This is a genomic window from Allolucifera butyrica, from assembly GCF_900476375.1.
Classification (GTDB): Bacteria; Bacillota; Negativicutes; order Sporomusales; family UPPP01; genus Lucifera; species Lucifera butyrica.
The window spans coordinates 51,527-77,584 of record NZ_UPPP01000058.1; the positions used below are offsets into that span (position 1 = coordinate 51,527).

Genomic DNA, 26,058 nt, shown 5'->3' on the forward strand with positions numbered 1-26,058 from the left:
TCCCTTTGAAAGGAGTAGAGAATATGCGAATCGGGATTCCCAAAGAAAGCCTGGCCGGGGAAACACGGGTGGCCGCCACCCCGAACACGGTGGGGCAATTGAAAAAACTGGGCTTCGAGGTTGTTATTGAAACCGGCGCCGGGGAAGCGGCCAGCTTTACCGATGCGGCGTATACGGCCGCCGGTGCCGGGATTGCCGCCGGGGATGTGGTTTGGCAATCGGATATCATCTATAAAGTCAACGCTCCGAACGATGCGGAAATGGCCGCTGTCAAGGAAGGGGCCACGCTGGTTAGTTTTTTGTGGCCGGCCCAGAACCCGGATTTAGTAACCAAGCTGGCCGCCAAAAAGATTAATGTGCTGGCTATGGACATGGTGCCGCGAATCTCCCGGGCGCAATCGCTGGACGCGTTGTCTTCCATGGCCAATATCGGCGGTTATCGCGCCGTTGTGGAAGCGGCGCATGCCTTCGGGCGCTTCTTTAACGGCCAAATTACCGCCGCCGGGAAAGTGCCGCCGGCCAAAGTACTGGTAATCGGCGCCGGGGTCGCGGGGCTGGCGGCGATTGGCACCGCTCGCTCCCTGGGGGCGATCGTGCGGGCCTTCGATACCCGGCTGGAAGTAGCGGAGCAAATCGAGTCCATGGGCGGCGAATTTCTGAAGCTGGACTTTGGAACCGAAGACGGTTCTTCCGCCGACGGGTATGCCAAGGTGATGTCGGACGAATTCATTCAGGCCGAAATGGCCTTGTTCGCCGAACAGGCCAAAGAGGTGGATATTATTATCACGACGGCACTGATACCGGGCAAACCGGCGCCGAAGCTGGTCACGAAGGCCATGGTGGACAGCATGAAAGCGGGTTCCGTTATTGTCGACATGGCGGCGGCCACGGGCGGCAATTGCGAATATACGGTGCAGGATACCATGGTGGTGACGGATTCCGGTGTCAAGGTGATTGGCTATACGGATCTGCCGGGCCGGCTGCCGGCGCAATCTTCCCAGTTGTACGCCACCAACCTGGTGAACCTGACGAAACTGCTGAGTAAAGCCAAAGACGGCAGCATTCACCTTGACTTTGAGGATGCGGTACTGCGCAACCTGTGCGTAGTGCATAACGGCGAAGTAACCTTTCCGCCGCCGCCGATTCGCGTTAGCGCTGCGCCACAGAAAAACACTGCGGCGGTAGCGCCGGCAACTGAAAAGAAACCCAAGCCATCTTCCCTCAAGTACTGGCTGGGTATTGCCGGTCTGGCTCTGTTCGGATGGGTCGGCTATGTATCGCCGCCGGAGTTTCTATCGCACTTTACCGTATTTGTCCTGGCCTGTGTTGTCGGTTATTACGTCGTATGGAATGTCACCCATTCCCTGCATACGCCGCTGATGTCGGTCACCAATGCCATCTCCGGCATTATCGTAGTCGGCGCTCTGCTGCAGATTGGCAGCACGGCCATGCCGGTAAAAGTTCTGGCGTTTATTGCCGTTATGATTGCCACCGTCAATATCATCGGCGGGTTCACCGTGACGCAGCGCATGCTGAAGATGTTTACGAAAGGTTAGGGGGGAAAGGCTATGTCCCAAGGTTTAGTTACGGCTGCTTATATTATTGCCGCGATCTTGTTTATCTTAAGCCTGGCCGGACTGTCCCGGCAGGAAAGCGCCAAAGCCGGCAACCGGTATGGCATGACCGGCATGGCCATTGCCCTGATTGCCACGGTCGCCATGCCGGGCGTCCACGGCGTCGCCTTGATTTTGATTGCGATGGCGATTGGCGGGGCGGTCGGCACCCGTCTGGCATTGAAGGTAGAAATGACCCAGATGCCGGAACTGGTGGCTATTTTGCACAGCTTCGTCGGTCTGGCGGCGGTGCTGGTCGGTTACAACAGTTTTATCGAAGTATTGCCGGCGGGATATTTTCAGCAACTGGCCTTTCCGCTATCCGGCCAGGCTGCGTTTAGCCGATTGGCTACCCATACCGTTGCTGCTCAACTGAGCGGCGCGCTGCTGAACATTCACCTGACGGAAATCTTTCTGGGGGTGTTTATTGGGGCGGTGACCTTTACTGGCTCGGTTGTAGCGTTTGGCAAACTGCACGGGCTGATCAGCTCCAAGCCGCTGATGCTGCCGCTGCGGCATAAACTGAATCTGCTGGCGGCGGTGATCTCTTTCCTGCTGCTGGTGTATTTCATTCAGATTGGCGGGTCCTTCGCCGCCATCCTGCTGATGACGGTCATTGCTCTGGCATTTGGCTGGCATCTGGTAGCCTCCATCGGCGGCGCCGATATGCCGGTGGTCATTTCGATGCTGAACTCCTACTCCGGCTGGGCTGCCGCTGCGGCGGGCTTTATGCTCTCCAATGATCTGCTGATTGTGACCGGCGCTTTGGTCGGTTCTTCCGGCGCCATTCTCTCTTACATCATGTGCAAGGCCATGAACCGTTCCTTTATTTCGGTTATTGCCGGCGGATTTGGTACCGGCGGCGGTGCGGCGAAGGAAGAGGAAATGGGCGAGTACCGCGAAATGAGTCCGGAAGATGTGGCGGATTTGCTGAAAAATTCCGGCTCCGTAATTATCACTCCCGGCTATGGCATGGCCGTAGCTCAGGCCCAGTACCCGGTAGCCGATATTATCCGCAAACTGCGGGAACGGGGAATCCAGGTGCGTTTCGGGATTCATCCCGTGGCCGGCCGTCTGCCGGGTCATATGAATGTGCTGCTGGCGGAGGCCAAAGTACCCTACGACATTGTACTGGAGCTGGATGAAATCAACGCGGATTTTCCGGAGACCGACACGGTACTGGTCATTGGGGCCAACGATACGGTCAATCCGGCGGCGGCGGAAGACCCGTCCAGCCCGATTGCCGGTATGCCGGTGCTGGAAGTATGGAAGGCGCAGAACGTCGTCGTATTTAAGCGTTCGATGAATACCGGCTACGCCGGGGTGCAGAACCCGCTGTTCTTCCGGGAGAACACCTATATGTGTTTTGGTGATGCCAAAGCCACGGTGGAAGCCATTTTGAAGGCGTTATAAAGACTGCGAAAAAGTGGGACAGAGCCCATAAAGGGAGGAGTTTTAAAATGGATATTATTTTGGAGCCGGATGCCCGCAATTATATAATGGAAAAGAATAAGGACAAGGCCGTGACCATTGAGATTGTCAAACGCCCCGGCAGCTGCTGCGTCGGGGACGCCCAGGTGCCGTCCACACGGCTGGGACGGATAGGGGCTGATAAAACGCACAGTTACCGCGAGACTGCAGTGGACGGGATTACCGTGTACTATCATGAAGATCTGCCCGCGCTGTACCGGTGTCTGGTTGTTAAGACGGAAAAGCTGCTGTTTTTCAAACACTTGGCGGTTAGCGGCGAGTATTAATCAATGGAGACTTCAGATAGATTAAACTATGCAGGGTATTGCATAACAGACATATTTCACAAATTTTTTACATTGTCGCCACAAAATATGCATAATAATACAGCAGAACCCCAGTTAATGAGTTGCATTCATTAACTGGGGTTCTTTTTATTATCTAGGCTTCCGCTATCGCAGATCATCGTATATATGGCCAGCGGAAAAGCCGGAAATTTGTTGTCGTAATGCAATTTCTAGTTCGGTTATTTTCTTAAAGTATGGGTTCAGAAAAAAATGATTGCATCATTGTACACCTTTCTTAGGATTATGGAATATAATTTTGAAAATTTAGGCGGTAAAATAAAATCATACCCGGTGGTTGGAGCGAAAATGGTTTTCAGGGGGGCGGCTGAATGAATCGTTTATTTATGATTAGCGGGAACCGGCTTATACGTCAGTATGACAGCGAAATTTTGTGGATAGAGCCATGGGGAGACAACAGCCTGCGCGTAAGAGCAACCCATTTGGCGGCTATGCCGGCAGAAGATTGGGCACTGCTTCCACAAGCAAAGAGTAACGCCAGGATTGTCATTGAAGAGGCAAAAGCAGAGATTCAAAACGGTAAGATACGGGCTGAGGTTACTGCTGCCGGCAAAATTACTTTTTTTAATCACAAGGACAAGGTTATTTTAGAGGAATACGTCCGTAATCGCAATGACATTAAAGCCTTTTGCAGTGCGTTAAATATCGATGCACGGGAATTTAAGCCGATTTTGGGCGGGGACTATCAACTTACTGTGCGGTTTGAGTCGGATCCGAATGAAAAAATCTTCGGTATGGGCCAGTATCAACAGCCTTATTTGGATATTAAAAATTGTACACTGGAGTTAGCTCACCGCAACTCGCAGGCCAGTGTGCCCTTTGCCCTGTCAAGCTTAGGTTATGGGTTTTTGTGGAATAATCCGGCCATAGGACAGGTAACCTTCGGTAAGAATTGCACCGAATGGACAGCAAGGTCAACAAAACAGTTGGATTTCTGGATTACAGCGGGAGACACACCGGCTGAAATAGAAGAAGCTTATGCCAAGGCCACCGGAACCGTACCCATGATGCCGGAATACGCCATGGGTTTTTGGCAATGCAAGCTGCGCTATCAGACACAGGATGAACTTTTGGCGGTAGCGCGGGAATATAAACACAGAGACTTACCCATTTCAGTCATTGTGGCCGACTTTTTCCATTGGCCTTTGCAAGGAGAATGGAAATTCGATTTGGATTATTGGCCGGACCCGGAAGGAATGGTTGCGGAGCTAAAAGAAATGGGAATCGAGTTGATGGTTTCCATTTGGCCGACAGTGGACAAATGCAGTGAAAATTATCAGGAAATGCTGCAAAAGGGCTATTTAGTGAGGGTCGACCGGGGGATTCGAACCACGATGGATTTTTTGGGCAATACTGTATTTTATGACCCTACCAATCCGGGAGCACGTGACTTTGTTTGGCAGAAGGCGAAAAAGAATTATTACGACAAAGGGATCCGGATATTCTGGCTGGACGAAGCCGAGCCGGAATACTCCGTATATGACTATGACTTGTATCGCTATTATTTGGGACCGAATCTGCAGATCGGCAATCTGTATCCGGTCATGCATGCCAAAACATTTTTTGATGGGATGACGGCGGCCGGTCAGAAGAATGTCATTAATTTGCTGCGCTGTGCCTGGGCAGGAAGTCAGCGCTACGGGGCCCTGGTATGGTCCGGTGATATCGACTCCAGTTTTGAATCGCTGCGGAATCAATTTATTGCCGGGCTTAATATGGGCTTGGCAGGTATTCCGTGGTGGACGACCGACATAGGGGGCTTCCATGGCGGCGATCCGAATGATCCAAGCTTTAGAGAATGCATTGTCCGGTGGTTCCAGTATGGCGCCTTTTGTCCTGTTTTTCGTCTGCACGGGGATCGGGAACCGCATTCCGAGCCGTTGGGTACAAAAGGCGGCGGCCTGTGTAATAGCGGTGCGGGCAATGAAGTATGGAGCTATGGCGAAGAAGCCTATGAAATATTCAAAAAGTATATGTTTTTGCGGGAACATATGCGGCCGTATATTTCAGAGTTGATGAAAGCGGCTCATGAAAAGGGAACTCCGGTGATGCGGCCTCTTTTTTATGATTTTCCTGCTGATGAAGAGTGTTGGAATATTGATGACCAATATATGTTTGGTCCGGATGTTCTGGTGGCGCCTGTTTTGCAGGCAGCTGTTCGGCAAAGAAAAGTATATCTGCCGGAGGGAGCTGCTTGGACGGATTATAATTCCGGCGTTGTATATGATGGCGGACAATGGATAGACTGTGACGCCCCTTTGTCAAGCATCCCTGTTTTTCTCAAGGACAAAGCGGCGCTGTAATGTATTTTTAAATTAAGAAGGCTTATTCACTCGGTAATCCGGAACACCTCTGGGGTTATATGAGCATGAATAAAGCCTTTCTTTGTTATATCCAGCAAAATGGGATTAGGAGAAATATTACCGCTTGCTTCTGGATGAGGAATGGGGTTGTTATGATACAATAAATTCAGAATCTTTATATGTGGGGAGAAGTAGCATGATATGGCGCAAAGTGCGTGAAGCGGCAAATTTTCGAAGATATAGCCTAAGGGTAAAGTTATTGATCATGTTCGTGATTTTATCTATTTTGCCCATTGCCCTGATACAAACCATTTCTTATAATCTTTCCCGCTATTATCTTGAAAAAAAGATTAATATGCTTACAGATATTAATCTTTTTCATATCGAAACCAGTATCGAATCCAATATCAGCTCTTATGAAGAAACGGCCTACAGGATTGCCGTGGATAACAGCGTGATTCATGACATGGAGATGTTTAATACAGGCAATGATTTTGAAAAAGCGGCTTCCATAAGCAAAATAAGAGATGATTTTGTCAGTTATGCCTTAGCGCGAGATGAAATTAGAGCGATTACCTTTGTGAACGAAGAATTAAAAAGCGCGTTCTATGATAAAAGGAATAATAGCGCCTATAACTCATTGTGGGATTGTTTCGATATTGCTGAGAAACGTAAGATCTATTCGAAAATAATGGAGAGTAATAGCATTGTCATTCTACCGACTAGTTCTATCTTCACGCCTGCTGGAAAGGAATTCGCATTTCACATTGGTTTGAGAGTTCGAAACCTTAAAACAAGAGAAGAGCTGGGTATCATTATTCTAAGTGTAGATGAAAGACACCTAGAGAGTATTTGCAATATAGAGCAGAGCCAGACTGGAAGCAATAATAAGGTTAATATATACTCGTTTGTGATTGATAATAACGGTAAAATTATTTCCTTTCAGGATGAAAGATACATCGGCACATATATTCAAGAATATATGTATCAAGGTTCTCGTTATGCAAAAATAAATCCATTGGGATTTATCATTAGGCAAATTCCTCAACTGGTTGGCAAAAATGTAATTATCAACGATACTCCAATCAAAGGGACGGACTGGCGGGTAATCACGATTGTTGATAAAGACAGCATGTTTTATGAGGTAAATATACTGCGGGACGTGACCCTGGCGATATCAATACTGGTTATCTTGATTTCGGTAACGCTGATTATCCTTTTCACCAATAGGTTCCACGAATCTGTTCAATGTATCGTAAATGGGATGAAAGCGGCAAAAAAAGGTGACTTCGGTGTGCGGATTATGCTGGCGACACAAGATGAGCTCGCTTTTATCGGGAATGAGTTTAATGAGATGGTAGCCAGAATTAATAAATTAGTAATTGATATAAAACAAAAAAGCGTATATATATATGAAATTTCCAATAAGCGCCGAGAGGCTGAACTTAAGGCGCTGGTAGCGCAAGTCAATCCTCATTTCCTTTATAATACGCTGGACTGCATTAATTGGATGGCACTTAGAAAAGAAGAATATGAAATTAGCAATATGCTGAGTAATTTAGCGCAAATATTGCGCTATAGCATTGGTAATGTCAACAAGCAAGTAGAAATTAATAATGAAATTGAGTGGTTGAAAAAGTACATTTATCTGCAGCAAGTCAGATTTAACAATAGTTTTGTGCTTACATTAGACATTGATGAAGCTTTGCTGGAATGTAAAATATACAAGCTGTTACTGCAGCCGCTGGTGGAGAATGCGATCATCCACGGTTTTAAGGGTTTTGACAGTGGCAGAGAATTATATATTGGCATGGAGCGGCAGCCGGAAAATAAATTGAGAATTACCGTTGGCGATAATGGCGCAGGAATACCGCAAGACAAGTTGGAACAAATTCTCAAACAGGAGTTGGAAGATAATATAGGAATCAGCAATGTCTGGAACCGGCTTAAGATTTATTACGGCGAAGAAGCCGGTCTTGATGTCATGAGTGAAGAAGGAAAAGGCACAAGGGTGATTTTGACGATACCATTGGTGAATTAGAGGAGGAATTATGAAAATCTTAATTGTTGAGGATGAATTTAATTCCCGGGAAGGCTTGGCTGAATTAATTGGAAAAATCAGTTGTGAATATGTGGTTTGCGGGAAAGCCGCAGATGGCGAACAGGGATTTAAGTTAGCGACAACATTACGGCCAGATTTAATTTTCGTGGATATAGAGATGCCCAAATTAAATGGGCTGGATATGATTGAAAAGATTTTGGCAGTGGGAATGAATCCGTATTTTGTTGTTTTAAGCGGGTATGCGGAATTTAAATTTGCCCAAAAAGGTATAAGCTTGGGCGTTACCCAATATCTGTTGAAGCCGATCACTTACGAAGATTTGAAAAAGGTACTTGAGGAAATGAAAAAGAAAATTGGCGGCAAAAACACCTGCAATACGAAGCTGATCCGGCAAATGCAGGCCAATGACGAGGCGGGTATTGATACGGCTTCTTTGTTGGTTCGAAAAACCGTTAATTATATTAAAAACAACTATAATGGCAGGATATCGCTGGAAGAACTGGCAGAAAAGCTAAATGTTACGCCGGAATATATCAGTCATTTATTTACAAAAGAAATCGGACAGAGTTTTTCAAGTTATGTAAAAGAGTACAGAATAAAATTAGCCGAGAAATTAATCATGGAAGGCAGTCTGAAACTTTATGAAATTGGTGAACGGGTGGGCTATAAAGATCCCAAGTATTTCAATAAGATGTTTAAAGAAGTTACGGGAATTTGCCCGAAAAAATATTTGATTATTCATAAAATTTAACAACAAGATTGTACACCTTTCTTAGAATCGTGGAATAACAATCATGACGAAAAGCAGGTATACTGAACATGAAAAAGTTGGAGGGGTAAAATAGGAGGAATGCAAATGGGTAAATGGACAAAACTGGCGGCCTTGATAGCGATGTTAGCCCTTAGTGCAGCTTTGTTCGCGGGCTGCGGCGGAAGTACAAAGACCGGGGGGGAAGCCAAAAAGGGAGGAAAAGTGACTCTGACACTTTGGCATTACTATGAATTGCCGCCGCAGCAAAAAGCATTGAATGAAGTGGCGCAAAAATTCAATTCTTCCCAGGATAAAATCACCATAAAAATGGAATTTTTGCCGAGAAATGAATTGACAAAACAGCTTTCTATCGGTATGGTAGCAAACAAGTTACCCGATCTGGTTTTTCTGGACAATCCAGATACTCCTTCATTTGCCGCTATGGGTTTATTGGCAGACATTACAGACAAAGTAAATTCACCGGATGTAAAAAAAGATGCTTACTATCCCGGGCCGCTTAAATCCAACACGGTCAATGGTAAATATTATGGAATCCCGTTGGGAAGCAACTGTGTTGCTTTGTTCTACAATATAGACATGTTAAAAGCGGCCGGAATTACTCCGCCGTCAACCTGGGATGAACTGCGGGCAGATGCTAAAAAGTTAACAAAAGATGGTACTTATGGTTTTGCAATGAGCGGGATAAAAAATGAAGAGGGCACGTTTCAAATGCTGCCTTGGATCCTTTCTCCGGGAGCGAGCTTTGATAGATTAGATAGCGCGGAAGGAATAAAAGGGTTCCAATTCGTTACTGATTTAATAAATGACGGTTCCTTGAGCAAAGAGTGTATTAACTGGACACAAACAGATGTGGAAAAACAATTTGCTACAGGTAAGACTGCTATGATGGAAAACGGGCCGTGGCAGCTTCCGGTTATCAAAGCTGACGCGCCTAATTTGAAGTATGGTGTTGTTTTATTACCCAAAGATAAACAGTATGCATCCGTTCTTGGTGGAGAAAACTTGAGTATTATTAAAGGACACCATGAGGCTGAAGCTTGGGAGTTCGTTAAGTTTCTCATGAAACCGGAAAACCTTAATCCGATTTTGGACAGCATTGGCTATATTCCCTCCAGAAAAGACTGGGCGGAAGGGAGTGCTAAATTGAATTCTGATCCAATTATGAAAGTATTCGTCGAAGAAATGAAATATGCAATGCCGCGTGGGCCGGAACCAAAATGGCCTGAGGTCTCAGAAGCTATCTATACCGCTATGCAGGAGTGTTTTACAAACCAAATGAAACCGGAGCAAGCGGCAAAAGCTGCAGAGGCTAAGGTTAGCAATGTACTGAAGTAAATGAATTTATAATTGTAATAAAGTGCCTTGTTACAAGGCACTTTATTACAAAGTATAGGTGGTGAAAGGTTTTGCGCAAAAAATACAGCAGCGATTACATAAAAGCGGAACGGCGAGGCTATGCCTTTGTTATACCGGCCTTGTTGTTTATGATTGCCTTTGTGGGTTATCCCATTATCTATAATTTTATTTTGAGCGTATATCATGTGGATGTAATGACAATCGGACAGCAGACGCAAGAGTTTGTCGGTATGAAAAATTATACGGACATATTTGCCGATCCCACGATGAAAATTAGTATCTGGAATACATTTCTATTTACGATAGGCAGTATTTTCTTGCAGTTTGTGATTGGTTTTGCCCTGGCATTATTTTTTAACCTGAACTTCCCTCTGGCAAAGCCCATGCGCGGCTTGATGGTTGTGGCTTGGATGGTTCCGATGACGGTTGTGGCTTTGCTTTCCAAATTTATGTTAAGTCCAAGCGGCGGGGTCATAAATGATTTGCTGATGCGTCTGCATCTTATCGCCAAACCCGTTGGTTGGTTAATTGATCAAAAGACGGCCTTATGGGGGGTAATACTTGCCAATACATGGGTAGGCATTCCGTTTAATATGATTTTATTGACCACCGGGTTAAGCAATATTTCCAAAAGTCTGTATGAAGCAGCGGAAGTAGACGGGGCTAACGCCTGGCAGCGATTTTTTTACATCACGCTGCCTCAGCTCCGGCCGGCGATTTTATCTGTCGTTATTCTCGGTTTTATTTATACTTTTAAAGTATTCGATTTGGTATATGTGGCTACCGGCGGCGGTCCGGTGGTGGCTACAGAGCTTATGTCAACCTATGCCTACAAAATGGGTTTTGCTCAATTTTCCTTTAGCAAGGCGGCGGCAATTGCTAATGTACTATTCTTGATTTTGTTTGTTGTAAGCCTGGGTTACCTCAAACTAATTCGTAAGGATGAGGTGATCAATTGAATCCGATTTACTTAACGGAAAAACAGCGAAATATCCTATTGAGTGTAGTTGCTGTCGTTATTGGAGTGATTTTTCTCTTTCCTTTATATTGGATTGTAGCTTGCTCGTTCAAGCCGGATGTGGAGATTTTTGCCTCACACCCGACCTATATACCCCATGTTCTGACATTGGATGCCTATATCAGCCAGTTTAGCGGCGAGAGCAATATCATACGGGCGTTTGCCAACAGCAGTATTGTAGCCATTATGTCCACCGTATTGTCGTTTATCCTGGCGGTGCCTGCGGCGTATGGTTTGGCCCGGTTTCCCATGCGGGGGGCTAAGTTATTCATTATGCTGTTTTTGGTTACCCAGATGTTGCCGGTTACCTTAATTCTGACACCGATGTTTTTGATTTATAAGAACATGGGAATTCTCAATACGTATCTGGCTCCGGCATTATCAGACGCTACTATATCCATTCCGTTTATCGTATTAATTTTGCGTACGTATTTTTTGAGCCTGCCTAAGGAGCTGGAAGATTCGGCCAAAATTGACGGCTGCAACACTTTTACGGCATTCATCCGCATTATGCTGCCTATATCCTATCCCGGATTAATTATGGCCGCTGCCTTTTCCTTTTTATTTGCCTGGGGGGATCTGGCCTTTGCTCTGACTTTTACCAGTTCGCCGGAAATGCGGCCGATGACGGCCACCATCTATAATTTCATGGGCAAATATGGAATGGAATGGAATAAAATTATGGCATTTGGGACGATGCTGGTTCTGCCTGTTGTCGTAATCTTTGTTACCTTGCAAAAGTATATTGTTAGTGGACTTACGAACGGCGCGGTGAAAGAATAATTTTGAAATGATTGTTGCGGAGGTATAGAAATGGCTAGCGTTACGCTGAAAAATATTTGCAAAACATATCCGGGCGGCAATACGGTAGTGAACGATTGCTGTATTGAAATTGCCGATAAGGAGTTCCTGGTTCTGGTAGGACCGTCCGGCTGCGGTAAGTCGACGACGCTTAGAATGGTAGCCGGACTGGAAGAGATTTCAGCAGGTGAACTTTATATTGACGGCAAGCTTGTCAATGAAGCACCGCCGAAAGAGCGGGATATCGCGATGGTGTTTCAAAGTTATGCGTTGTATCCGCATATGACAGTGTATGAAAACATGGCGTTCGCCTTAAAAATGAAAAAGACTTCCCAAGACGAAATTGATAAACGGGTACGCGCGGCGGCCGCTATCTTAGGTATTGAGGGTATGTTGGACAGAAAGCCCAAGGCGTTATCCGGCGGGCAACGGCAACGGGTCGCGTTAGGCAGAGCCATTGTCCGTCATCCCAAAGTTTTTTTAATGGATGAGCCCTTATCCAATTTGGATGCAAAATTAAGAGTGCACATGCGGACAGAGATTTCCAAGCTGCATAAAAAATTACAGACAACCTTTATTTATGTAACTCATGATCAAATAGAAGCCATGACTATGGGCACTCGGATCGTAGTCATGAAAGACGGTATTGTTCAGCAAATCGGTACGCCACAGAATATCTACGATCATCCGGTTAATATGTTTGTCGCCGGTTTTATCGGCAGTCCGCAAATGAATTTTATTAACGGAAGACTGGGGCTGGAAGACAATCAGTTGTATATGAACGTCGGCTGCTGCAAGCTTCCGGTTCCTGAGGGGATTCGCAAGAAGATTGATTCGGCTTACTTCAATAAAGATGTCATTATGGGCATACGTCCGGAAAATATTTATGATGAGCTTGTGGTTCTGGAAAACTTGCCGCAAATTTGTGTGGACGTAAAAATCGAACTGATAGAGCGAATGGGTGCGGAAAGTTATTGTTATATGCAATTGGGCGACCAGTCAATTATCGCCAGATTTAATGCCCGCATCAATGTTAATGCCGGTGATGTCATTACGATTGGTTTTAATATGAATATGGCCCACTTTTTTGACAAAGACAGCCAGCAGCGGATTATTGCCGACTAACTTTTTATAAAATGGATTAGTGTGATGGATTTATGAGCCGTGAACAAGGCAGGGCAGGAGTGGAATGAATGAACAGGAATACACATAAGCCGATATTGCTGCAAAACGTTCGTATTCATGATCGCTTTTGGAGCAGACGAATTAAACTTATAGCGGAAGAAGTTATTCCGTATCAATGGGAAGCTTTGAACGATACGATTGACGGGGCTGAGCCGAGCCATGCCATCGAAAACTTCCGGATCGCCGCAGGTGAAATCCGTGGTGATTTTTATGGGATGGTTTTTCAGGACAGCGATGTGGCCAAGTGGATGGAAGCTGCAAGTTATAGTTTGGTGACCTACCCGAGTAGCAAGTTAGAAGCCATTATGGATGAAGTGGTTGAATTAATAGGCAAAGCGCAGCAAGAGGACGGTTATCTCAATACCTATTTTATCGCCGCTAACCCGGGGGAACGCTGGACGGATCTTTCCTTTGGCCATGAACTGTATTGTGCCGGGCATCTCATTGAGGCCGCCGTGGCTTATAACAGCGCGACAGGCAAAAGAAAGTTTCTCGATATTATGTGCCGGTATGTGGACTATATTGATTCTGTTATGGGTCCGGAAGAGGGAAAACGAAAGATATACTGCGGACATGAGGAAATTGAACTGGCTTTAGTCAGGCTGTACAAGGCCACAGGCGAAGAACAGTATTTGCGGTTGAGTCAATACTTTGTCGATGAGCGGGGCAAGCAGCCATGTTTTTTGCAGAATGAACCTACGTTTGGCAATATATATAAAGACAAGTGGTTTGATTTGGCGTATCATCAAGCGCATATGCCGGTGCGGGAGCAAACGACGGCGGAGGGGCATTCGGTCCGGGCGATGTACTTGTATTCCGCAATGGCTGATTTGGCAAGAGAAACCGGTGATGATTCCTTTTTGGCTGCTTTGGATAAACTCTGGGACAATACAACCACACGGAAGATGTATATTACCGGCGGTCTGGGATCGCAGGGGCATGCCGAACGGTTCACCGTGGATTATGACTTGCCGAATGATCGGGCTTATACCGAGACTTGTGCAGCTATCGGTTTGATTTTTTGGGCGCAGCGCATGTTGTTATTGAATCCCGATCGTCGCTACGCCGATGTGCTGGAACGGTCATTGTACAATGGAGCGCTGAGCGGTATTTCGATGGACGGAAAACGCTATTTTTATGTAAATCCACTGGAAGTGATTCCGGAAGTGGCAATGAACCGGTATGATTGTGAACATGTTAAGACCGAGCGGCAGGAGTGGTTTGGCTGTGCCTGCTGCCCGCCTAACATTGCGCGCCTGGTAGCTTCGCTGGGTCAATATATATATTCACAACAAGAGTCTGCCATCTATACTCATTTATATATAAGCAGTAATGCGCAATTTGATATCGACGGAAAAACTGTAATGATAAAACAAAGCAGCAACTATCCTTGGGATGGAACAATTAGCATTTCGTTGACAGTAGCGGAAAAACAGAAATTTACGCTGGCATTGAGAGTCCCGGGCTGGTGCAGGCAATATCAGCTTGCCGTCAACGGAGAAAAAATGGATTTTCTGACAATAGAGGACGGCTATGCCGTGTTGTCGCGAGAATGGATAGACAATGATGAAATCACTTTAACGCTGGCTATGCCTGTGGAGATTGTGCATGCTCACCCGAGGGTTCGCGAGAACATAGGCAAGGTGGCAATCCAACGCGGGCCGTTGATCTATTGCCTGGAGGAGGCGGATAACGGTAAAGGATTAGCCGAAGTTATGCTGGAAACCAACGCCGGTTTGGCGGCGAAATTTGATGAGGATTTGTTTGATGGAACGGTTGTTATTACAGGAAATGCGAAATGGTATGGGGGGGGTATCGGCGAGAAGCATTTATATCAGTTCGGAGAGTATCCGGCTAAACACAAGGCCATTAAAGCTATTCCTTATTATTTATGGGGTAATAGACAACCGGGAAATGAGATGCTAGTTTGGGTTAGCAAAGCATTCCGCCCAATATAATGCGGGTGGTGGATCTGGAACTGCCGATTAGAACGGGCTGTTTTATGCGATAGGATTTAGCTGTTTTATACAAAAAAACGGCAACTTTTTTGTAGGATGTTCACATAGACGGTGGCGGCGGGAAGTGTTACGATATAACCAGGATATTTGAACTCATAAAGTGCCTGAAGATAAGATGAAAGCGGCAATGAGGCCTAAATTGTATCGAAAGATATGGTTTCGGCTTTTTCTTTTCTTGGGCTTTCCATAAGGGGGTAGTTACGATGAGCGCGGAAAGTAAAAGCGAAACGTTGTTAAAACGCAAACAGGCCGCAGTGGCAAGTGGGATTGCGAATGCGACATCCATTTTTGCCGAAAGGGCCAGCGGCGCGGTGATTACGGATGTGGAAGGAAAAGAGTATCTGGATTTTTATGCCGGAATTGGGGTTTTGAACATTGGCCACTGTCCGCCGCCGGTCGTAAAAGCGGTTCAGCAGCAAGCAGGAAAGCTTTTGCATTCCTTCTTTCCCACGGTTATGTACGAACCGTATGTCGCATTAGCGGAAAAAATGAATGCGCTGATGCCGGGGGCGGGACCGAAAAAGACGATGTTTGTGAATAGCGGGGCGGAAGCCGTGGAAAATGCGGTGAAAATTGTCCGCCGCGCTACAGAGAAAACCGGTATTATCTCCTTTGAATGCGCGTTTCATGGCCGGACGTTTATGACGATGGGACTGACCAGCAAGGTGAAGCCGTATAAGTATGGGTTCGGTCCGTTCCCGGCGGAACTTTATAAAGTACCGTCGGCGTATTGTTACCGCTGTCATTATAATGCTGCGTATCCCGGCTGCGGTTTGCACTGTCTGGAGAATTTCGAACGGCTCTTTACGGCGGAAATTGATGCGGATCATATTGCGGCGCTGATTATCGAGCCGATACAGGGTGAAGGCGGTTTTATTGTACCGCCGCCGGAATTCCTGCCGGGGCTCAAGGCCATTTGCGAGAAAAACGGCATTTTGTTTATTGCGGATGAAGTACAGACCGGCTTTGCCCGGTCGGGAAAAATGTTTGCTATTGAGAACTGGGGTGTGGAGCCGGACCTGATGACGACTGCCAAATCCATTGCCGCCGGGGTTCCCTTAAGCGCCGTAACCGGAAAAGCGGCAATTATGGATGTTCCGGTTGCCGGCAGTATCGGCGGGACTTATGGCGGCAATCCGCTGGCCTGCGTGGCCGGGCTGGAAACAATAAAGTATATTGAAGAGCAGGATCTTTGCAACCGGGCTAAGCAAATTGGCGATACCTGCATGGGAAGGCTGAAAGCATTGCAGGAAAAATGCAATTTCATTGGCGATGTCAGAGGGGTTGGCGCCATGATCGGCATTGAATTGGTGAAAGACCGGCAGAGCAAGACGCCGGATAAAAAGTTGACGGCCAGAGTGATTAAACTCTGCTTAGAGCAAGGGTTGCTCCTTATTAGCGCCGGAATCTTCGGGAATGTCATCCGCCTGCTGATTCCGCTCGTTGTGACCGACGAACAGTTAGACCGCGGGCTTACGATTCTGGAACAAAGTATTGTAAAAGCCGCAGAATAAAACAAAACGAACCCTGATATCGGCAAAGGCGCTGATAGATAGTCTTTACTATTTATCGGCGCCTTTTTGGATATTCTAATTGATTTTGGTGCAGCAGTGACGCTGACAGAAAAGGCAACCGTCTTTTTGCCGGCGTTTTTATTTTTATTTTCGGAAAAGCAAAGGAGTGTGTATATGGAAACGGTAAATTTACATTTGAAACAGGAAAATTTAAAGAAAGACCTGAAAAACCGGCATATTCAATTGATTGCCATTGGCGGGGTGATTGGGGTCGCCTTATTTATGGGGTCGGCATCGGCCAGTAAAATGGCGGGGCCGGCGCTGGCCCTGGCGTATGCACTCGGCGGGGTGGTGATGTATTTCGTATTGCGGGCACTGGGGGAGGTTGCCGTAGAGCATCCGGTCGCCGCCTCGTTTTCCGGGTATGCCAGAGCGTTTTGCGGACCCTTGGCTTCTTTTATTACGGGATGGACGTATTGGTACCAATGGGTTGTTTTGGCAATGTGTGAAATTTCCGCAGTCGGCATGTATATGAAATATTGGGCCCCGGATTTAGCGCAGTGGATTCCCGCGCTTATCTGCCTGGGCGTAGTCTTAACAGTAAACTTAATTGCGGTTAAGTATTTTGGCGAATTTGAATTTTGGTTTGCCCTAATTAAAGTGGTGACGATTATCGTCATGCTGCTGTTTGGTTCGGCCATGATTCTTTTCGGTACCGGCAACGGCGGTGCGCCGGTGGGAATTTCCAACCTCTGGACCCACGGCGGATTTATGCCTTTTGGCTGGCTGGGGGTGGCCAAAGCTTTAGTCATGGTAGTTTTTGCATATTCCGGCGTGGAACTGATCGGAATTACGGCCGGCGAGGCAGTCGATGCGGAACATTCCCTTAAGTCGGCGATTGATAAGGTTTTCTGGCGGGTGCTGATTTTTTATGTAGGTTCTATCACCGTAATTCTGTCGATTTTTCCGTGGGATACTTTACCGAAGGGAATAAGCCCTTTTGTTATGGTGTTCGAGAAAATTGGGATTCCTTATGCGGCTTCGATTGTAAACATTGTTATTTTATCTTCGGCGGCATCCTGTCTGAATAGCGGCATGTATGTCTGCGGGCGCATGCTGTATGGTTTGGCCCTGCGAAAGGAAGCGCCAAAGTTTTTGGGGAAGCTTTCCAAAAATCAAGTTCCGGCCAACGGTATTTTGGTTTCCGCCGCCGTTTGTTTGATCGGCGTCTATTTGAATTATACGTCCCCGGACAATGTGTTTTATTATATGTCGGCGATAACAACAACCGGCTGTATGTGGACCTGGTCCCTTATCATGTATATTCAGTACAAATGGCGCAAGAGTTTGAGCGCGGAACAGGTAAGCAGTCTAAAATACCGGATGCCTTGTTATCCTTATGCTAACTACGGTGTTATTTTATTTATGGCTGCCGTGACGCTGGGAATGAGTTATGACCATGATAATCTGGTCGGTCTATATGTGGCGCCGTGCTGGTATGGCGGTCTGTATGCGCTGTATAAATGGTTTAATATTGGGAAGGCCCAGACAATCGCCGACCCCAAGGTCCAAACGGAGTGGTAATTTTCGTCCGGAAATGGATAAGGCAGGTTATTTGAAACAGACCGTGCCTGTTTGGGCAGGAATTTGGCAAAATAGCGGAGAAAACCCCGGGGAGAAGGACGGAAGGAGGGGGGACGCTTGCCAAGTCTAAAGGAAATTATAAACTTGCCATCCTTAAGGAAAATAAAAATGATTGCCGGACGGGACGGTCTGGACCGAATGGTTAACTGGGTTCATTTTTTGGATTTACCGGACGTACTGCCGTGGGTACAAGGCGGGGAACTGTTATTTATAACCGGCATGGGACTGGAAAAAGACGGGGAACACCTCTTAAATCTGGTCAGGGGAATAGCCGGAAAAAGACTGGCCGGACTGGTAATCAATATCGGCCCTTATATTCCGGAAACCCCGGCGTCAGTCATTCAACTGGCGGATGAATTGAAATTTCCCGTTTTTGAACTTCCCTGGGAAGTCAGACTGGTGGAAGTCACTTATGATGTTTCGGCCTATATTATTAAGAAACAGATGGAAGAAAAATCAGTCGGCGATTTGCTGGAAAATATTTTGTTTAACACCGGCTGTGACTTTGCGACGCTTGTACGCCGGGCCGATTATTATGGCTATGATTTAAGCATACCGCACCAGGTAGGGATTCTCCGGGTCAGTGATTTTGGAACGGCTTTGCCGGATGAACAGGATGAAGTAGCGTTAATGAAGTTAAAGGGAGCCTTTGAGCGGACGGTGCGTGAAATTATCAGCATTCATTATCGAAAGGCCCTGGCGATGTTTCGCGTGGATTCCATGATTTTTCTCATTCCGGAGGAAGCAGGGAAAAAAGGGGATAAAAACGGCAACTTGGTTATTGCCCGGGAGGTAATCACTGCCTGTTGCAACAAGTTTCCTAAGTTGACGTTAAATATCGGTCTTGGCAGCAGCTTTTCTGATTTCGGGTTGGCAAAAAATAGCTATAAACAAGCGCGGCTGGCCCTGAAATACGCTGATTTTTCCCATTCCCAAAATGGCGTTTACCGTTATTCGGATATTGGTGTTTATAAATTGCTGCTGGGCTTGGACAGCCAGGTGCTGGAAGCGTATTATCAGGAGTCGCTGGGGGAATTAATGGAATACGATACGGTACACGGTACGGAATTAGTACCAACATTGTCAGAGTACCTGAAACAAAATTGTAATACCGTTCAGACGGCGCAGAATTTATTTATTCATAAAAATACCCTGACCTACCGGATCAAAAAAATAGAAACGATTACGGCGAAAAACTTCAGCAATATGCAAGACCGGGTTACATTACAAATGGCTTTGATTATTGGCGAGCAACTGGATGTCTAGCGATTATCAGATAATAAAAGGCAGGCGTTTAACTGCGTGCAGCAGGAAGATCCGCTGGAAGGAGCCGGGAGAATGAAAGATTTTGTATTTAACATGCCGACAAAAGTTGTTTTTGCGGTTGGCGCGGTGAACGGGATTGGGCAGGAATGCCGCGCTCTGGGCGGGACCAAGGCTTTTTTGGTTACCGGCCGGACAGCTACCAGGAATTCACCCTATTTGGGACAAATTGAAAAGTCGTTGCAGGAAGCGGGAGTTGCGGTACAGATTTATGCCGAAATTGAGGCGGACCCCAGTGTCGGGACGATTGACCGGGGAGCCGCGGTCCTGAAGTCCGCCGGCGCAGATATTGTCATCGCCTTTGGCGGCGGCAGTCCGATTGATGCCGCTAAGGCAATGGCCATGCTGCAGAAAAATGAGGGGTCCATATTGGATTATATGCGGGGGCGGCGGCAGACCGCTAACGCCGGATTGCCTTTAATCTGTATCCCCACAACGGCCGGCAGCGGCAGTGAAGTTACGGCGGCTGCTGTGGTGACCGACCGCGGCAGCAAGGAAAAAATCGGCATTTCGCATGGGTCGATGACGCCGAAGGTTGCAATCGTTGATCCGGTACTGCATGTCAGTATGCCGCCGGCAGTAACCGCGTCCACTGGAATTGATGCGCTAACCCATGCGATTGAGGCGTATACCGCCGTGCAAGCGAATCCTCTGAGCGATGCCGCCTGTTTACAGGCCATAAGGCTAATCGGCAAGTATCTGCGGCGGGCGGTGGCCAATGGCAAGGATATGGAAGCGCGGGGTAACATGGCTCTTGCCAGTTTACTGGCCGGGATCGGTTTTAATCATGCCGGATTAGGCGCTGTTCACGGTATTGCCCATCCGATTGGAGCGCAGTTCGGGGTAGCCCACGGCGTGGGAAACGGAATTATGCTGCCCTATGTAATGGAGTATTGCGCCATGGCCGACTATACCAAATTTGGCGATATAGCGGCCGCCTTAGGCGAAAATATCAGCGGTATGAGCGGCCGGGACGCCGCCCAACAGGCGGTTAGTGCAGTGAGGGCGCTAAAACAGGATATCGGCATACCGGAAACCTTAGCGGCGGCAGGGGTGCCGCCGACAGCGGTGGACGCCATTGTCAGGGATGCGATAACGTACCGGAGATTGCCGAACAGTCCGCGTCAGCTTACCGGAGAAGATTTGACGGTGATTGTTGAGCGGGCTTTAGGAATAAAGAAAGTATAGTTTTATAAAGTCGAAAGTAACAAGGGCTAAAATCCGGGAAGAGGATTATAGCCCTTGTTTTTCTTATTCTGCTGACAGGAACTTCTCTCGCTGTATTTACATAATATAGAATAACTGAACCAGATAAAAATATTCATTAGCGAGGAGAGATTTGCTTGATACAACGAGTCTACAAATTAAAACCGGATAGTCCCGACCTGCGGGATTACCTCTATGTAGCCAAAACGTATAAAGATGCCAAGGACTTACCGTCTATGGTCGACCTGAGGGCACAATGCAGTCCGGTAGTCGACCAGGGTGAACTCGGCTCCTGCACAGCCAATGCAATTGCTTCCGGTTTACGGGAGTATCTCCTGTTGAAAGCAAAACAGGTATGGGTAGCCTTATCCCGGTTATTCCTCTATTATGAGGAGCGCCTGTTGGAAGGAACGGTAGAGGAAGACAGCGGCGCGACGATCCGGGATGGCATGAAAGTGCTCAAAACAATAGGGGTTTGCCCGGAAACGGATTACCCGTATGATATTGCCAAGTTTACCGACCCGCCAACGGAGCAGGCTTTAGAGGATGCCAAGCAATATACAATCAGCGAATATCACCGGGTTACCAGCCTGACCAAGCTTAAAACCGCGTTGGCCGAAGAGCAGCCGGTGGTGATTGGCTTTTACGTTTACAGTTCGTTTGAAAGCGACGAGGTTGCGGCAACGGGGATTGTGCCAATGCCAAACACCTGGAAAGAGGAGCTGCTTGGCGGGCATGCGGTTCTGGTGGTAGGCTATGACGATGCCAAAGAATGGGCCATTGTCCGTAATAGCTGGGGAGAAAACTGGGGAGACAAAGGGTATTTTTATTTGCCATACAAGTATTGGAGCAGCGGTCTTGTAACCGATATGTGGACCGGAAGCACAGGAAGCGTACCGGAAAAATCGTTTTTCCGTAAAATGTTAGATTGGTTTTTCGGCCTGTTTAATTGCGGCAGGTAAATGAGAAACACACATTTTTTAATACCGGTTATGTCGGTATTGAAAGTTAAAAATTTAAGCTACGAAGTCATTTTACCGGCTTCGTAGCTTTTTTATAGTGCCATTATCTGCCTAACAGTTCCTTTTCGATCATTTCGCGGGTTCGCGGCGCTTCAACGCCCATGCGCTCGGGGTAGCCGAACAGGGAGACGCAGGCAATGGACTCACCGCCAACCTTGCAAATCTTATTAGCGAAATCCATTTCGCGCAGGGTCTCGAAGATACCGGCAAAGTCTACTTCGCCCTCGCCGACCGGGTTGTGCTGGTGGATGGTATAGTCCGCCTTGCCGCGGCTGTTGAGCCATGGCGGATTGACAATGTAGCGGCAGTCCTTGGTCTGGTTCCAGGTATCTGCGAACAGTACATGGGTCAGGTCGTCGCCCGCATACTTGAGCATGGAGCGCACATCGCCCTTACCTTGATCGTAGAAGAAGCCATGGGAGGCGGAGTAAACATAGCCGAGGTTGTCGGAGCGGAAAGACTTGACCATATCACAGGTCTCGTTGTTCAGTTCACAGAAGTCATAGGGATGAGACTGGACCTCTACTCGGATGCCTTCCTTCTCAAACAGCGGCAGCAATTCCTCCATGGATTTAAACCACATGCCGTTGCAGATTTCCTGTTGATTCGGATCGCCGGATAATTCAGTGTTTATGACCTGCACACCCATGTTGACTGCGATCCCAATAATTTTTTTCCAGTTTGCAACCGCGTGCTGGCGCTGTTCTTCGGTCGGACCGCTCCAGCGATATACGACGATAAAGGAGGAGATTTCAACGCCGGTCTCACGCAGCGCCTTCTTGTATTCTGCTTCGCACTCACGAGAGAACAGAGGGTGCTTGTAGAACGGGTTGATCCGCGGATGCGGGGACTGCTCAATGTACTTATAGCCCCAGTCTGCCACCTGATGCACCATATCGCTGATGCTCATCTGTTTTGCCAGTACGTCTACATCAAATGCGATTTTCATTCGTAAAACTCCTTATCGTTAAAATTTTAAGAAAAGACGCTACGCAACGCCCGAGACGCCGCGTCTCCTGATTTATTGGCTAACCGTCTGACGCAGCGCGTCGATAGAGGTTAGAACGCCTGCTTCGGTGGTCATGGTGAGGTCTTCCATTTCAAGGGAGACGTCTCCATCGTAGCCCATCATATGGCAGACGGAGAAGAATTCCTTCCACCACTGCAGATCTTTGCCACAGCCAACAGCAACATAGTTCCAGATGCGTTCCGCGGATTCCGTTACCGGCTTGGGCTCTGGCAGACCGTTGACGTCTGCCAGACCACGCTCAATGCGCGCATCCTTGCCGTGTACGTGGAAGATGCAGCCTTTCAGCGCGCGCGCTGCTGCGATCGGATCTGCACCAAGCACAATCATGTGAGATGGATCGAGGTTGATGCCAAGCATAGGATCGGTTGCGTTACGCAGCTTGAGCAAGGTTGCCACGCTCCAAACCATGGTCCCCGGAAACTCCTCAATTGCGATCTGCTCAACGCCGCAGGTCTTGCAGTGCGCGATGAACTTATGCCAGAACTTGATGGTAACTTCCCATTGATATTCATAAGCAGGCGCCATAAAGTCCGGCCAAGACACGGTAGATGTGATCCAGTTCGGGGTAGTGTCGCCCGGTGCGCCCGCCGGCAGGCCTGCCATTGCGACCAGCTTCTTCACGCCCAGCTTCCCTGCAAGAGTTGCGCAGTCGTACATGGATGCAGCGTATTCCTTGCCCGTTTCGGAGGGCCAAGTTGGATTGCAGGAGGTGTTCAGGGCAGAGATGCGCATGCCGCGCTTCTCCAGCTCCGCCTTGAAAGCAGCCAGTTTGCCTTTGTCTGCCAGTAATTCTGCGGTGTTCACGTGCTTTCTTGCGCCCCAGCCGCCCGCAGTCATCTCGACCGCGTCGATACCAAGGCTCTTGACTTTGTCAAGCATGTCCGTGAAGGACAGGTCGGCAAATACATCGGTGCATATTGCAAGTTTCATATTCGGTATCTCCTCCGTATTTTGTACTAAGCAGGACCTTTACGCCCTGCGCAAAGGTATGATTTTAAAGGCTACGGGTCTAAGATCGGCGGAGCGCTATTTTCTAGCGTAAAACGCCGGCCGTTCGGGCATCGTGATGGGAATTATATTACCGGAATGTTTAGCCGCAACGCAGGCGTCGGCGGTCACGGAAGCAAAATAACCATCCCAGGCTGAAGGACCATGCATTTCCCCTTTTATGGTAGAATCAATCCATTCTTGAAGTTCACTATCATAGGAACTAAGGAAACGTTTCTTCCAATCTGTCAGAATTTCAGTGGAAAGTTTTGCTTCACTACGCATAAGCACACTTAGCGGTTCCGGCAGATTGGCCGTACCGGTCTCTCCTACAACCTGGCATTGAATGTCATAGCCATATTTGCAGGTGACGAATATTTCTGCATCAATCCGGATTCCCTGTTTGGTTTCTAATAAGACAAAATGGGGGTCCTGCAAATTTTTATCAGCGAGGCGGGTTCTTCGCGGCAGAATAACCTGAGCGGAAATATAATCATCATTTAATAACCAGCGTAAAACATCGATTTCATGAACAAAAGAGTCCGTAAGAGCCATGTCGCCGGTGTAAGTGCTGTCAACCGAGGGATTGCGGTGGGCGCAGTGCACCATTAGTGCCTCACCGATCTGGCCGTTATCAATGACCTTTTTTAAAGCGCGATACCCTTGGTCATAACGGCGCATGAAGCCGACTTGGACCAGCTGTTTACCGTGGGCAATCTCCGCATCAACAATCCGCTTGCAGGCGGCTGCCGTTGTGGCCAGGGGTTTTTCACAGAAAACCGGTTTACCGGCAGCAATGGATGCCAAGACAAACTCCTCATGAGAAGGGCCCCAGGAAGTTACTAAGATGGCATCAACATCTGACGCATTAATAACATCATGGCCTGTTTTGTAAACTTTGGCATTAATATTTTCCGCTTTAACCACAGCATGAGCCTGTTCGGAATTAACGTCTGTTACGGCAACAATCTTAGCACCGGATAATTTGTTGGTAATTCTGTGAATATGATCTCGACCAATAGCACCTGTACCGATAACCCCTAATTGTAATGTCATAATGATATGTACCTCCTTATATAAAATAAATTTGGAAATTTACGAGCACGTGATCGTTTGTTTTAAATTATAGAGTACATGCTAATAGAGTGTCAATGATTTTAATCGCAATTTTTGAAAAACGTAGATTTTTAGTAAATTTCAGATAATTCCTTCTTGACATCACAAAAATAATGACGTAAAGTTAAAAATAAGCAGACAAAAAATACGAGCACGTGATCGTTGACACTGGAAAGGATATAAAAGGGAATAAAATGAAGGTAACTCTCAAGCAAATAGCTGAAATAGCCGGTGTGCACAGAGCAACCGTAGATAAGGTGCTGCATGATAGAGACGGCGTTAGTGATGAAGTAAGAAAAAAGGTAAAAAAAATAATCAATGAATTAGGCTATAGACCCAATATCATTGGGAAAGCGCTGGCCTGTCAAAATAAACCGTTAGTAATCGCGGTAGTATTGTTAAAAGTGGATGCTCTGGAAGAAATAAAAGCCGGCATCGAAGAGGCATACGGAGAATTGAAAAATTTTGGCCTGGAAATTGAGTATTATTTAACGAATAATTTTGCAGCAGAACAAGTAAATGCGATTAATCTCTTAAAAGATAAAAAAATTGCCGGCGTGATCATAAGTCCGTTAAATGATGTAAGTATCAAAAACGCCATTAATGAATTGATAGATAAAGGAATTGCGGTGGTAACCATTAACTCGGATATACCGGAAAGCCAACGGTTATGTTTTGTAGGACAGGACATGATGATGGCCGGCAGGGTGGCCGGGAAACTTATGGGAGAGATTTTGAACGGAGAGGGTAAAGTAGCTGTTATTACCGGTTCTCACAATCTATTGTGCTCAAGTGAACGGAAAAACGCGTTTGAGACAGTAATCACCGACAGTTATCCCGGTATTGAAATTATTGAAACGATTGAGACCTATGAGCAGAGAATTGTTGCCTTTCAAAAAACATTATCATTGCTGGAGACGGTAAATGATCTGAATGGAATATATATTACCTGCGGCAGTGTTAATGAAGTAGGCAAGGCAGTAAGACTTATGAATAAAACGAAAGAAATTAAAATTATTAGTTTTGATTTATATCCTGAAATCGTTGAACTGGTTAAAGAAGGTGTTATTAATTTTACGATCGGCCAAGACCTGTTCGGTCAGGGATATAAAAGCACGAAGGTGCTGTTCGAGTATTTATTTTTTAACAAAAGCCCTGAAGCCGAGCATATTAAAACGGCGATTGATATTAGACTAAAAGAAAATATTGACCTGGCTTAAACGGATTGATTCTAAGTAGATTACTTTGAAGTA

At 47.0% G+C, this 26,058-nt stretch carries 20 protein-coding genes; 17 read left to right on the forward strand and 3 right to left on the reverse strand.

From position 1 onward, the window contains the following. Positions 1-23 precede the first annotated feature (23 nt). The 16 genes from LUCIF_RS04620 (at position 24) to LUCIF_RS04695 (ending at position 21,612) form a co-directional block, all read left to right on the forward strand. Positions 24-1,556: a Re/Si-specific NAD(P)(+) transhydrogenase subunit alpha gene (locus LUCIF_RS04620; protein ID WP_122626705.1), complete on the forward strand. Its 1,533-nt coding sequence runs from the start codon at positions 24-26 to the stop codon at positions 1,554-1,556. A 12-nt stretch (positions 1,557-1,568) separates the two neighbouring features. Then, complete coding sequence (gene pntB / locus LUCIF_RS04625; RefSeq protein ID WP_122626706.1) at positions 1,569-3,026, forward strand: Re/Si-specific NAD(P)(+) transhydrogenase subunit beta; 1,458 nt, start codon at positions 1,569-1,571, stop codon at positions 3,024-3,026. Between the two features lie 47 nt (positions 3,027-3,073). Continuing rightward, the gene (locus LUCIF_RS04630) at positions 3,074-3,370 is read left to right on the forward strand and encodes a CC/Se motif family (seleno)protein (RefSeq protein ID WP_122626707.1); all 297 of its coding nucleotides are present in this window, start codon (positions 3,074-3,076) and stop codon (positions 3,368-3,370) included. 389 nt (positions 3,371-3,759) lie between these two features. Further along, positions 3,760-5,751: a glycoside hydrolase family 31 protein gene (locus LUCIF_RS04635; protein WP_122626708.1), complete on the forward strand. Its 1,992-nt coding sequence runs from the start codon at positions 3,760-3,762 to the stop codon at positions 5,749-5,751. 124 nt (positions 5,752-5,875) lie between these two features. Further along, positions 5,876-7,792 carry a cache domain-containing sensor histidine kinase gene (locus LUCIF_RS04640; protein ID WP_207856986.1) on the forward strand — a complete coding sequence of 639 codons (1,917 nt, stop codon included), beginning with the start codon at positions 5,876-5,878 and terminating at the stop codon, positions 7,790-7,792. A gap of 10 nt (positions 7,793-7,802) precedes the next feature. Beyond that, complete coding sequence (locus LUCIF_RS04645; RefSeq protein WP_122626710.1) at positions 7,803-8,564, forward strand: response regulator transcription factor; 762 nt, start codon at positions 7,803-7,805, stop codon at positions 8,562-8,564. A 105-nt stretch (positions 8,565-8,669) separates the two neighbouring features. Continuing rightward, the gene (locus LUCIF_RS04650; RefSeq protein ID WP_122626711.1) at positions 8,670-9,920 is read left to right on the forward strand and encodes an ABC transporter substrate-binding protein; all 1,251 of its coding nucleotides are present in this window, start codon (positions 8,670-8,672) and stop codon (positions 9,918-9,920) included. Positions 9,921-9,991: 71 nt separating this feature from the next. Continuing rightward, positions 9,992-10,900, forward strand: a complete 909-nt coding sequence (locus LUCIF_RS04655) for a carbohydrate ABC transporter permease (protein ID WP_122626712.1) — start codon at positions 9,992-9,994, stop codon at positions 10,898-10,900. Next, positions 10,897-11,742, forward strand: a complete 846-nt coding sequence (locus tag LUCIF_RS04660) for a carbohydrate ABC transporter permease (RefSeq protein ID WP_122626713.1) — start codon at positions 10,897-10,899, stop codon at positions 11,740-11,742. The genes LUCIF_RS04655 and LUCIF_RS04660 overlap by 4 nt, the downstream gene beginning before the upstream one ends. A gap of 30 nt (positions 11,743-11,772) precedes the next feature. After that, on the forward strand, positions 11,773-12,885 hold the full coding sequence (locus LUCIF_RS04665; RefSeq protein WP_122626714.1) for an ABC transporter ATP-binding protein: 1,113 nt from the start codon (positions 11,773-11,775) through the stop codon (positions 12,883-12,885). Between the two features lie 68 nt (positions 12,886-12,953). After that, positions 12,954-14,903 (forward strand): glycoside hydrolase family 127 protein, encoded by a 1,950-nt coding sequence (locus tag LUCIF_RS04670; RefSeq protein ID WP_122626715.1) that lies wholly within the window; start codon positions 12,954-12,956, stop codon positions 14,901-14,903. Between the two features lie 263 nt (positions 14,904-15,166). After that, positions 15,167-16,477 carry a 4-aminobutyrate--2-oxoglutarate transaminase gene (gabT, locus tag LUCIF_RS04675; protein WP_122626716.1) on the forward strand — a complete coding sequence of 437 codons (1,311 nt, stop codon included), beginning with the start codon at positions 15,167-15,169 and terminating at the stop codon, positions 16,475-16,477. Positions 16,478-16,543: 66 nt separating this feature from the next. Further along, positions 16,544-18,061, forward strand: a complete 1,518-nt coding sequence (locus tag LUCIF_RS04680; protein WP_207856988.1) for an amino acid permease — start codon at positions 16,544-16,546, stop codon at positions 18,059-18,061. Positions 18,062-18,178: 117 nt separating this feature from the next. After that, positions 18,179-19,387 carry a PucR family transcriptional regulator gene (locus tag LUCIF_RS04685; protein WP_122626717.1) on the forward strand — a complete coding sequence of 403 codons (1,209 nt, stop codon included), beginning with the start codon at positions 18,179-18,181 and terminating at the stop codon, positions 19,385-19,387. Positions 19,388-19,459: 72 nt separating this feature from the next. Then, positions 19,460-20,632: an iron-containing alcohol dehydrogenase family protein gene (locus LUCIF_RS04690; RefSeq protein WP_126720576.1), complete on the forward strand. Its 1,173-nt coding sequence runs from the start codon at positions 19,460-19,462 to the stop codon at positions 20,630-20,632. Positions 20,633-20,787: 155 nt separating this feature from the next. Next, on the forward strand, positions 20,788-21,612 hold the full coding sequence (locus LUCIF_RS04695) for a C1 family peptidase (RefSeq protein ID WP_122626719.1): 825 nt from the start codon (positions 20,788-20,790) through the stop codon (positions 21,610-21,612). A 103-nt stretch (positions 21,613-21,715) separates the two neighbouring features. Here the strand turns inward: LUCIF_RS04695 and LUCIF_RS04700 are convergent, their stop codons facing one another. The 3 genes from LUCIF_RS04700 to iolG all read right to left on the reverse strand — a co-directional run bounded on the left by LUCIF_RS04700 (position 21,716) and on the right by iolG (position 24,745). Continuing rightward, on the reverse strand, positions 21,716-22,621 hold the full coding sequence (locus tag LUCIF_RS04700) for a sugar phosphate isomerase/epimerase family protein (protein ID WP_122626720.1): 906 nt from the start codon (positions 22,619-22,621) through the stop codon (positions 21,716-21,718). A 72-nt stretch (positions 22,622-22,693) separates the two neighbouring features. After that, positions 22,694-23,632, reverse strand: a complete 939-nt coding sequence (locus LUCIF_RS04705; protein WP_122626721.1) for a sugar phosphate isomerase/epimerase family protein — start codon at positions 23,630-23,632, stop codon at positions 22,694-22,696. Between the two features lie 96 nt (positions 23,633-23,728). Continuing rightward, positions 23,729-24,745 carry a bifunctional inositol 2-dehydrogenase/D-chiro-inositol 1-dehydrogenase gene (gene iolG, locus LUCIF_RS04710; RefSeq protein ID WP_122626722.1) on the reverse strand — a complete coding sequence of 339 codons (1,017 nt, stop codon included), beginning with the start codon at positions 24,743-24,745 and terminating at the stop codon, positions 23,729-23,731. A 254-nt stretch (positions 24,746-24,999) separates the two neighbouring features. Here iolG and LUCIF_RS04715 point away from each other — a divergent pair, with 254 nt between their 5' ends. Next, complete coding sequence (locus LUCIF_RS04715) at positions 25,000-26,025, forward strand: LacI family DNA-binding transcriptional regulator (protein ID WP_122626723.1); 1,026 nt, start codon at positions 25,000-25,002, stop codon at positions 26,023-26,025. The last annotated feature ends 33 nt before the right edge of the window (positions 26,026-26,058 follow it).